The sequence below is a fragment of the Candidatus Nitrotoga fabula genome (genome assembly GCF_905221025.1).
Classification (GTDB): domain Bacteria; phylum Pseudomonadota; class Gammaproteobacteria; order Burkholderiales; family Gallionellaceae; genus Nitrotoga; species Nitrotoga fabula.
Genome location: NZ_CAJNBL010000025.1, coordinates 1 through 8,757 on the forward strand (window position 1 = coordinate 1; position 8,757 = coordinate 8,757).

6 protein-coding genes are annotated in these 8,757 nt (G+C 50.7%); all 6 read right to left on the reverse strand.

All coding sequences use genetic code 11. The features are described 5' to 3' along the window. Window positions 1-48: 48 nt before the first annotated feature. Window positions 49-1,008 (reverse strand): Mrp/NBP35 family ATP-binding protein, encoded by a 960-nt coding sequence (locus tag KJA68_RS06555; RefSeq protein ID WP_213036146.1) that lies wholly within the window; start codon window positions 1,006-1,008, stop codon window positions 49-51. 186 nt (window positions 1,009-1,194) lie between these two features. Beyond that, entirely contained in the window at window positions 1,195-1,431 is a 237-nt protein-coding gene (locus KJA68_RS06560) for a hypothetical protein (protein ID WP_213036147.1), read from the reverse strand. 129 nt (window positions 1,432-1,560) lie between these two features. Further along, window positions 1,561-2,301: a TorD/DmsD family molecular chaperone gene (locus KJA68_RS06565; protein ID WP_213036148.1), complete on the reverse strand. Its 741-nt coding sequence runs from the start codon at window positions 2,299-2,301 to the stop codon at window positions 1,561-1,563. A gap of 68 nt (window positions 2,302-2,369) precedes the next feature. Then, window positions 2,370-3,479 carry an ethylbenzene dehydrogenase-related protein gene (locus KJA68_RS06570; protein WP_213036149.1) on the reverse strand — a complete coding sequence of 370 codons (1,110 nt, stop codon included), beginning with the start codon at window positions 3,477-3,479 and terminating at the stop codon, window positions 2,370-2,372. A gap of 10 nt (window positions 3,480-3,489) precedes the next feature. Then, window positions 3,490-4,647 (reverse strand): 4Fe-4S dicluster domain-containing protein, encoded by a 1,158-nt coding sequence (locus KJA68_RS06575; protein WP_246487094.1) that lies wholly within the window; start codon window positions 4,645-4,647, stop codon window positions 3,490-3,492. A gap of 80 nt (window positions 4,648-4,727) precedes the next feature. Beyond that, window positions 4,728-8,237, reverse strand: coding sequence for a molybdopterin-dependent oxidoreductase (locus KJA68_RS06580; RefSeq protein WP_213036150.1), 3,510 nt, complete (start codon window positions 8,235-8,237; stop codon window positions 4,728-4,730). Window positions 8,238-8,757: the final 520 nt, after the last annotated feature.

Here is an 8,757-nt window from a genome sequence, read left to right on the forward strand (position 1 = left end):
TTCATCATCCAACCACTTGTAAAATTTTACTGATACACTCGGCCTGTTTCATTCAGAAGCGATTGTGCTATTGCTGTTCTGGTCTGCCCCGAGGAATTTTGCACATTTTTCGGCGACGGCCATGAATGCCCTGGTAGAGGGGGAATCCGGATGGGCGAGCACTGCGGGGATTCCCTTGTCCGCACAGGCGGCGATTTCCCCGTCCATCGGAATTGCACCGATAAACGGCACGCCCAGCTCAGCCGCAACACTCTCTGCCCCCCCTTTCTTGAACACTTCGATCTCGCCGCTGCAATGCGGACAGACCAGGCCGCTCATATTTTCCACAATTCCGATGATGGGTGCGTTTCTTTCCTTCACAAAGGAGATCATTTTCCTTGCATCCAGCAGCGCTACGTCCTGCGGGGTGCTTACCACAACCACTCCATCCAGATTGGGCAGGAAATCCATGATCGTAATCAGTTCATTCCCGGTTCCAGGCGGCAGATCCACTACCAGGAAGTCAAGTTCTCCCCAGGTCATGTTACCCAGCAGTTCGATCATGAATTCATATTTGACCGCATCTCTCCAGACGATCGGTTCATTTCTGTCCTCAATCAGCAAGCCCAGGGAGGCCACCTTTAACCCTCCAGGCATGATGTGCGGAGAGATGCCGTCCTTGTCGCCGCGCAATCGTACGTTTTCTATGCCGCACATTTTGGGAATATTGGGGCCATGCAGATCCGAGTCCGCCAGGCCAACCTTATATCCCAGTTTTTCCAGGGCAAAGGCAAGGTTGACCGTAGTGGTGCTTTTACCTACGCCCCCTTTGTTGCTCCCAACCAGGATCTTATATTTAATCATGGACATCCGCTTGTTGATCAGCCATTTCTTATGAGCGGCACGATCCAGTTTACAGGTGTCATTTTCATCGCACGTCTGGCAGCCATGGAAATATCCGCAGTCCTTCGCCGGAGCAGAGATGGTCCGGGTATCTCTCATATTCTTTATTTCAATCGTTTTCGTCATGTAAACATTCTCGTGATATTAATGGTTATCCGTGCAGCACAGAGGTAGGCCGCATTCTTCTCTGCATGCCGTTCAGACATGCGAACAGCCGTTTCCCGCAAGCATCCGTACTCTCCTGTTCAAAGACAGGATTTCTGCCAAATGGCCGGCTTGATCCAGCACTATCCGGCAATAATCATGGCTGGATTACATCCCGACCCAGGGAAACTTGATTCCGCCAGCTTCACCCGTTTCCTGTGTCTGTTCTGGCGGGTCAATGGGGATGGATTGCCTTACGACGCTGGAATTCATTACGATTCCAGGTTTCGCCGGAACCACTGGCATATGGGGTTCGGCTTTCGTTTTTTCAATGATGGTATCCGAGAGTGTGGGAATAAACCGGCTAAAAAACTGGCGCCTTCCCATCCCTTTGTCATTGCTCATGAATATCTCCTGTATTTGGCGATCAACCAGAAAAGTAGATTTTATTCAAAACAGCGGGGTGTACAAAAGTGCGGATAGCAAGACATACAATGGCATGCGACCGGGAATGACACGGATCGTGTAAAACGGTTAATGGAGCGGCAAAGGCTCATCCATTTCATCGCTGGAATTCTGAGGACATTCAACCGGTCCCTCATAGTCAGATTTCGACAGTTCTTTGATTCTGCTGTCAACTTCTATTCCATGATATTTCAGTTCCGAGCCCATGAATTTGGATAACAGTAGACCCAAGCTTCGGTAGTATGCTTCATTCGCTCTCGCAGCAAGGTTTTCCCCGAACACACCGGTCCATTTCCCGATATGCTGTTCCAGGAATCGTCTCTCTGCAGATAGACAGATGTCGATCTGTTCTTCCATATTCTGATCCAAAGCATAGGCGATCTTCAGTTCCAGGAAACTCATGAATTCCAGTTCGACAAATACCTGGTCAAATGCATAGTTGGCGTCATCGTTCATTACAAATCCAAACGCCTTGTAAAACCCACTGATGTCGCCCAGAATATTCGGCTGGTTAAAGCTGTTTTTTCCGTACGTCGTTTCGGTCGATGGGCAAAACATGCGGGTCAGGAACAATTCAGTATAATCCGGTTGCAGGGCGGTCACATCGGCCGATTCAATCTGGCTGGCAAATGCCATAAATTCTTCCTGCATGTCATACGGAAGAACGTTTAATGAAGCGTCCAGATCAGAGGCAAGTTCATGTAATTCTGCCAGTTTTTCTTTATCCGGATAAATAAAGGCCATGGATAAAAACCGGTACACATCCGCCCTTGCAAGAGCCAATTCTGTTTCGGATTTCGTGTCTAACATTCTTTCCCCTTAAACGAAAAGCGGGGCGGCGTTTCACCGCCGCCCCCCTAATTGCACATCAGTTACTCTTATTCAATCTCAAGCGGCACCCAGCCTCCGTTTGAGTAGTTCTTGCGTGGTCCGCGGTTACCACCTGCTCCGTCGTTCTTGTTGAAACCATCCCATGCAGCAATCGCCATCATGGTCTTGGAACCAGGTTTCAGTACCGCATCCTGAACGTCACCAGTATTCAACGGACGCTTGATCACAACAGACCAGTAGCCAAATCTTCTTACACCATGGCCAACTGAATTGTTTTGCGCCTGTCTGGTCAGGGTTCCGAAACCAACCGCATTCAGCTCTTCAACCGCTGTCAGTCTTTCTGGATCAACACGGCTGATGTTTCTCAGCTTGAGCGCAGTCAGATATTGCCTTTGTCCTTCGTTATAACGTCTGATCGGTGTATCGATGGTTTGACCAATTGCTGGGATCACTTCCGGATACATGTCGTAGTTATAGTTAGGATAGGCATCTCTTACGTCCTGATAGCCAAATTCAAGATCTCTTTCCCAAGCGGCCTTCCAGTACACGATATTAACAGGATTCTCGTCATCACCCATCATGAAGGATGGTTCCGCTCCGTCTTTGACCGGGAACATGATGGCGATCGCATCGGAGAACTTGTCTTCCATGGTTTCCGTTTCAGACTTGGTGGCATCATACCAGGTCAACAGGAAAGCAATTTCCTTGTCGTTGTGGACGGACTTGACCTTCACCACCGGAACGGTAGGAACCACCAGGCCAGGCATGACCAAGTTTTGCGGTGCCATCTGAATTTCGGTGGCAGGCGCATCGCTCCATACCGTCGCTGGGGCTTGCTCCCAGCTCTGGTTGTACTGGTTGTAGGAAGTTTCTCTTACGGGATCTTCCTCGTGCCAGGTACGGTTCACCGCATCCATCGGGATTTCTCCCTTGATTTTCTTGGATTTGACCACGCCTTCAACATAGGTCTCCCCTCCGTCCAGCTGAACGGGTGGCAATCTTTTGAAGGAACCATGGTATTCATGACCACCCCAGTGACCAGGGTTATCTGCAGAAATAATGGGAATCGACAGATCCTTGGCTGGGCCTCCGCTCGCAAATGCAGGAGTTACAACAGGAAGCATCAACAATGATGCGGATATTAACAGTTTTTTCATCTTCCGCCCCTTAGGAGTTATTGGTAAGAAATGCGCCGGTCTTCAAGTTCTTGACCTGCCTGATGTAAACAGGTTCTGTCAATGGAACCCGAATAATCTCTTTCCCTTGTGGATCGTAACCAACCGTTTCATTACCTTCCAGCTTGAACGTGTCGCAAATCCGTTCGGTAGCACCAAAGAGCAGCAATGCAGCCAGCAGTTCCTTATCCTTACCCGCATTCCGGTATTGCTTGATGGAATTTTCAACGCCTGGCCCGAATACCTGGGATAGGAAGTCTGGGTTCACATGTACTGGTGGAATGTACATGTTGTTTGGCTCGGTACCGAATTGCGGATAGATCGGCAATGCGAGCTTCCGTACGTGTACCAGGAAGTCAAACGGGTTGTTTTCCCGGACTTGTTTTTTCGTCAGCTTGTCGTAATCCGTAGTTCTGAAACCGAACAGGCGGATCTTACCGATACACTGGGTTGTGCACTGGGTCATCAGGCCGGCTTCCACTTTCGGATAGCAGGAGATGCACTTTTCGCTGATACGTACGGTGTCGTTGTAGAACGATTTTTTGTACGGACAAGCGGCAACACACTCGCGGTAGCCTCTGCATCTGGACTGGTCAATCAGAACAATTCCGTCTTCCTGTCTCTTGTAAATCGCCTTTCTCGGGCAGGCAGCCAGGCAGCCAGGGAATGTGCAGTGGTTGCAAATCCGCGGGAAGAAGAAGCCCCAGTTCTTGTGGGTTGGGCCTTTGATGTAGTCGCCTTCGCCATCCAGGATCTTCAGACACTCATCTTCGCCAAGGTTCGGGTGAGCATAGTCCATTTCATCTGGCAGGTATCCCTTGAGCCGCTGGTTCATACCCAGGTCTTCAAAGATTGTGGTGCCTTTGTATACGTTGCCTTCCCATGGCTGAGCATTTTCGCCCAGAAGAGCCAGAACTTTCACGTCCCATGCCAGCGGGTAGAATCCATAAGGCTTCGATTCCACGTTGTTCCAGAATATGGTTTCCTGACCTTTACCAGCTGTCCAGGTGGTTTTGCAGGCCATGGTACAAGACTGACAGGCGATACATTTGTTCAGGTCGAACAACATGCAGACTTGTCGCGCCGGCCTGTTTTCCTCGTAGGGATAATCCATTTCCCTGCCCAGTTGCCAATTTCTAACTCTTGCCATTATCGATCTCCATTTACAAAATTATTTCACAGTTTCCAGATCGCCGCCTTTATGCAAGGCGGCGGCCATACACCAGATGATTATCTACGAATGAACGCGCCTTGGAGGTATGTCCTCATTTGCTTGTTCTCGTATGTTGGCCTGTAGCCCTTGGCTGCAATGTGCCATACGCCACCGTTCACGCCACCCTTTTCTGCCAGTTCGATCTTGACGTAGGATTCTTTTGGAGCACCGTTGGCGCAGTGAACGTCGTTCTGCATACCAATGATGATTTCCTGTCCGAATACCTTCTTGTTGGCAACGGTGTCGGTCGTGTTGGTCGGGTTGATCCAAGCTCTGGTGCAGCTCTGGTGGTTACCGGATCTGAACATCGCCTGATAGTTGGTTCTTGGGCTCTTGGCCAGTCCGTCAGCCCGGGTCCTCGCACCTTCCATACTGCCGTAGGTTGCAGCGTACGCGTTGTAGTATATCCGCATGGAACCTTGGGACATCCCTGGGAAGTATCTGCAGCGAACCATGAATCTGGCCAGAGCATACTCCGGTGTTCCTTCCTTCCAACCCTTGTAAGGACGGTCGCCAGGATCTGCATCCACCCAGATGTAATCGCCTTCGTCAATACCGAATCTCTTGGCATCGAGCGGGTTCACGTCCACGAATCCTTCACCGACAGACGGCTGTCTCTTGTCGTGACGGTAGATATCTCCGAATGGACCCCACCACAGTGTCATCAGGTCTGTGTCGATCGGTGTGGTGTGCGCACCGTGTCTGTATTTTGGCGAGTTGAAGCAGAATTCGTATCCATGCGGACGGAGCGGATGGGTAGTCGCCATCAGTTCCTTGGTCGTCAGGATTACGTTTCTTCCCTGTCTGTTCTCGGCAATCTTCAGGCTGTTGCCCATTCTTTCCAGGCCGCGCATTTCCGGAGTTTCCATCAATGCGAACGCACGGCAGTGCCCAACAATTACGTTTGGCTCATAGTGGCTGGAGTCAATCGGAGTACGGTATACCGTGATGTTTTCACCACCATCGATCAGACGTGGATCATCCATGTAGAATTCCAGACGACCGCTCTTGGTGTACCAGGGCAGGCCGCCGCCTTCTGCAGTCTGCTCCCATCCGCTGATACGTGGATAGGTTCTGGACATGAAGATGCTTGGGATACCACGCTTGGCTTTTTCGCGAATCTCGGCGAATACCATTCCCCGGGTAGCAGATCCAGCATTCAGAACACGCTGTCCGTATACTTCGGAGTCCCTGTCGGATGGGTTACCGGCAGGATTGGTGCCCACAAACTTGAAGAAGTCGGCAAATCTTTGGTCACCGGTCATGGCTGTAAAGGCCCTGAAGATTCCAGCGGGCACTTCTGCATCTCCAACGGTGTCCTGGACTCTCCTCATCGGGGTGATCGGAGATACGGTCAGGAATGGGTTGGAGCAGGAGCAGGCCATGTCGGTATGCTTGTTTTCCAGCCAGGAGTCCACGCCCCAGACGATGTCAGAGTACTCGCAGGATGCGGTCCAGTTCCAGTCGCTGTAGAAAATCGCTTCCCATCTTGGCAGAGTGTTGACGACCATGTCATAGTGACCTTTGGCGTTTCCAAGGGAGGAGTTGGAGTTTGCCTGCCACAGTACTTTGGTAGGTGCCGGCATGTGACCAGGGTCGGTCAGCAGACGGGTACCGTTTCTCAGAGGGCGGTCGCCGTAGTTGTAGTAGTGAGCAGACTCGTCATCGGTATAGTGAGCCAGCTTGGTCACCATCTTTCTGCCATCCAGCTCGGGATTGAACGGATCTTCCATCAGGAACTGACCGAAACCGCCAAACACGGACTGTCTGTAGTTACCCACATAGTTACCGTAGGAGCATCCACCAACGTGACCCACGTTGTCAGTCAGTGCTGCCAGCAGCATGAAACCGCGGTCTTTCAGGGTGGAGTTGAAGTAGTGGTTGGTTCCAGCGCCGGTGCTGATGATGCCCTGGCCTCTGTGTTTGTGGAACAGGTTGGAAAGATCTACGATGGCTTCGACCGGAACGCCCGTCATGATGGAGGTGTTCTCAGGCGTGAATTCTTCCAGATATTCTTTTTGCAGCTGGAACACTGGTACCACCTTGATTTTCTTGCCGTCCACCAGGGTAACCTCGTAGTCACCTGTCAGAGCCGATTTGACGCCTTTCGCTGCATAGCGCGCGCCACACTCGTCCCGTGTCAGAGGAACTGCTTTGTTGGTATTCAGATCCCATACTACGTTGTCGCCCCAGAATTTGCGCACGTCTTCTGCAACGAAGGCTGTGGCCTGGAAGGCTACTGGTTGCGTTGGCTTTTCGCCAGGCTTCATCACCTTGAGGTGGTGGGTAAGTTCAGCCAGCTCGTAATTCGGGATGATGTCCGATGCTTTCAGGTTTTTCCAGTTGTCTGTCCTGACCAGAAGAGGCATGTCGGTGTTGGCTCTCAGGTAATCCTCGTCATAGTAGTTGTGCTTGATGAGGTAGTGGCATACGCCGAGGCCAAGCGCAGGGTCGGTACCAGGACGCAGGATGATTACGTCATCTGCCTTGTTGGCGGTTGCGTGGTAGTCGATGGAGATGTCAACAATATGTGCGCCTTTCAGTCTGGATTCACTCACCCAGTGAAGGTCTGGCATCTTGGTACAGACGAAGTTGTTACCCCAGAATACGATCAGCTTGGCATGCTCGTAGGCCATGAACTCGTAATCCAGCATTTGGTGACCGGATACCATTGGGCATCCTGGTGCCAAGTCGGTGTGCCATGAATAGCTGTCCAGCACTTTCGCGCCGCTTGCTTCGTCCGGACCCACGTTTCTTACGTAAGCGTCCAGAAGCGCCAATCCTTGTGCAAATCTCTTCAGCATGTAGATTCTTATTACGCCAAGAGCGGCCATACCGGAACGGAATTTCATGGTCTTGACGCCACAGCCGTGCATGGATGCGATCATTTCAGGGTCATAACCCTGTCTGGTCAGCAGAGCAGCACCCTTGTCGCCAGAGTAAGTACGTGCAATGTTTTCCAGTGCGCCTGCTGCCAGTGCGTAGGCTTCGGTCCATGGCAGTTTGACGAATGGCTCTTTTCCGCGCTGCAGGTATTTCGGGTCAGGGAAGCCGTTTGCACCGGTACGCGGATAGCCCGCTTCGCACCATGCCTTGAAGCCCAGTCTGACCATTGCGCCCTTCGGACGTCTGTCAGAGTAAGCCTTTCTGTTCATTACCATGCCCTTGTTACAGATCCGTGGTTCCCATCTGTGGCTGGAACGGTTTCCGTCCATGTCTTCGGCATCCCCGTAGCCGTAGGATGGCGATATGCGGATCACCACGTCATTCTTTACGTGGGCCTTCAGAAGACAGTTGTGCGTATCGTTTGGCGCACACAGGAATATGAATTCGCTGTCCACATGGAACATGTCCCGATAGACCTTTTCCCAGTCTCTGTTCGGGTACGACTTTAGAGGGTTGTCAACTACATACGGCTTCAGAAATGGTGAAGCTGCAAAGGCGTTGTTGGCCATTACAGCGAGTCCAGCGGTGGCGGACAGCTTTAGAAAGCTGCGCCTGCCAATGTTATTCTTGATTTCCATCATTTAGTCACCCCTATGTTAATTAAAAAAAATTTTTCCCGGCTGTCCACTTGCCCCAGACCAGGTAATTTCATTCACCACTTAGTTAATACAAAAACAACAATTTTATGCCGTAAAAAAAATGATTTTTTTGTATAAACCGCGTCAGTCACACCCTGAAGATACGGATTTTTATAAAGGCAAAAATCGGGTAGTGAATGATCGCGAATCTACGCGGATAAATTAATTATGATTTGACATAGATCAAACTTCTGTTATTTTTTTGACAGCACTCTCCTGCAATGATGCTCTCAATCTTCCACAGTCCGCTACCAGCCCGTACCCAGATCCGTCTGCATTCTTCATGCCAGTCAGCCAGATAACCGTGCACAACCACACAAAAAATCATATCCATACATGCATGAATCCACTTCAATACAGATTCAGTAAACCAGTCGATCACCCTTTCCCGCCATTCTGATCCAGTCATAAACGACATACCACCATCAGTTTATCCTTGCTCCCTATCCATGCAAGCGCATCA

Excerpts from the sequence above, each read along its gene's own strand:
- KJA68_RS06555 (WP_213036146.1), bottom strand. The coding sequence starts at position 1,008 with ATGACGAAAACGATTGAAATAAAGAATATGAGAGATACCCGGACCATC.
- KJA68_RS06575 (WP_246487094.1), bottom strand. The coding sequence starts at position 4,647 with ATGGCAAGAGTTAGAAATTGGCAACTGGGCAGGGAAATGGATTATCCC.
- KJA68_RS06560 (WP_213036147.1), bottom strand. The coding sequence starts at position 1,431 with ATGAGCAATGACAAAGGGATGGGAAGGCGCCAGTTTTTTAGCCGGTTT.
- KJA68_RS06565 (WP_213036148.1), bottom strand. The coding sequence starts at position 2,301 with ATGTTAGACACGAAATCCGAAACAGAATTGGCTCTTGCAAGGGCGGAT.
- KJA68_RS06570 (WP_213036149.1), bottom strand. The coding sequence starts at position 3,479 with ATGAAAAAACTGTTAATATCCGCATCATTGTTGATGCTTCCTGTTGTA.
- KJA68_RS06580 (WP_213036150.1), bottom strand. The coding sequence starts at position 8,237 with ATGATGGAAATCAAGAATAACATTGGCAGGCGCAGCTTTCTAAAGCTG.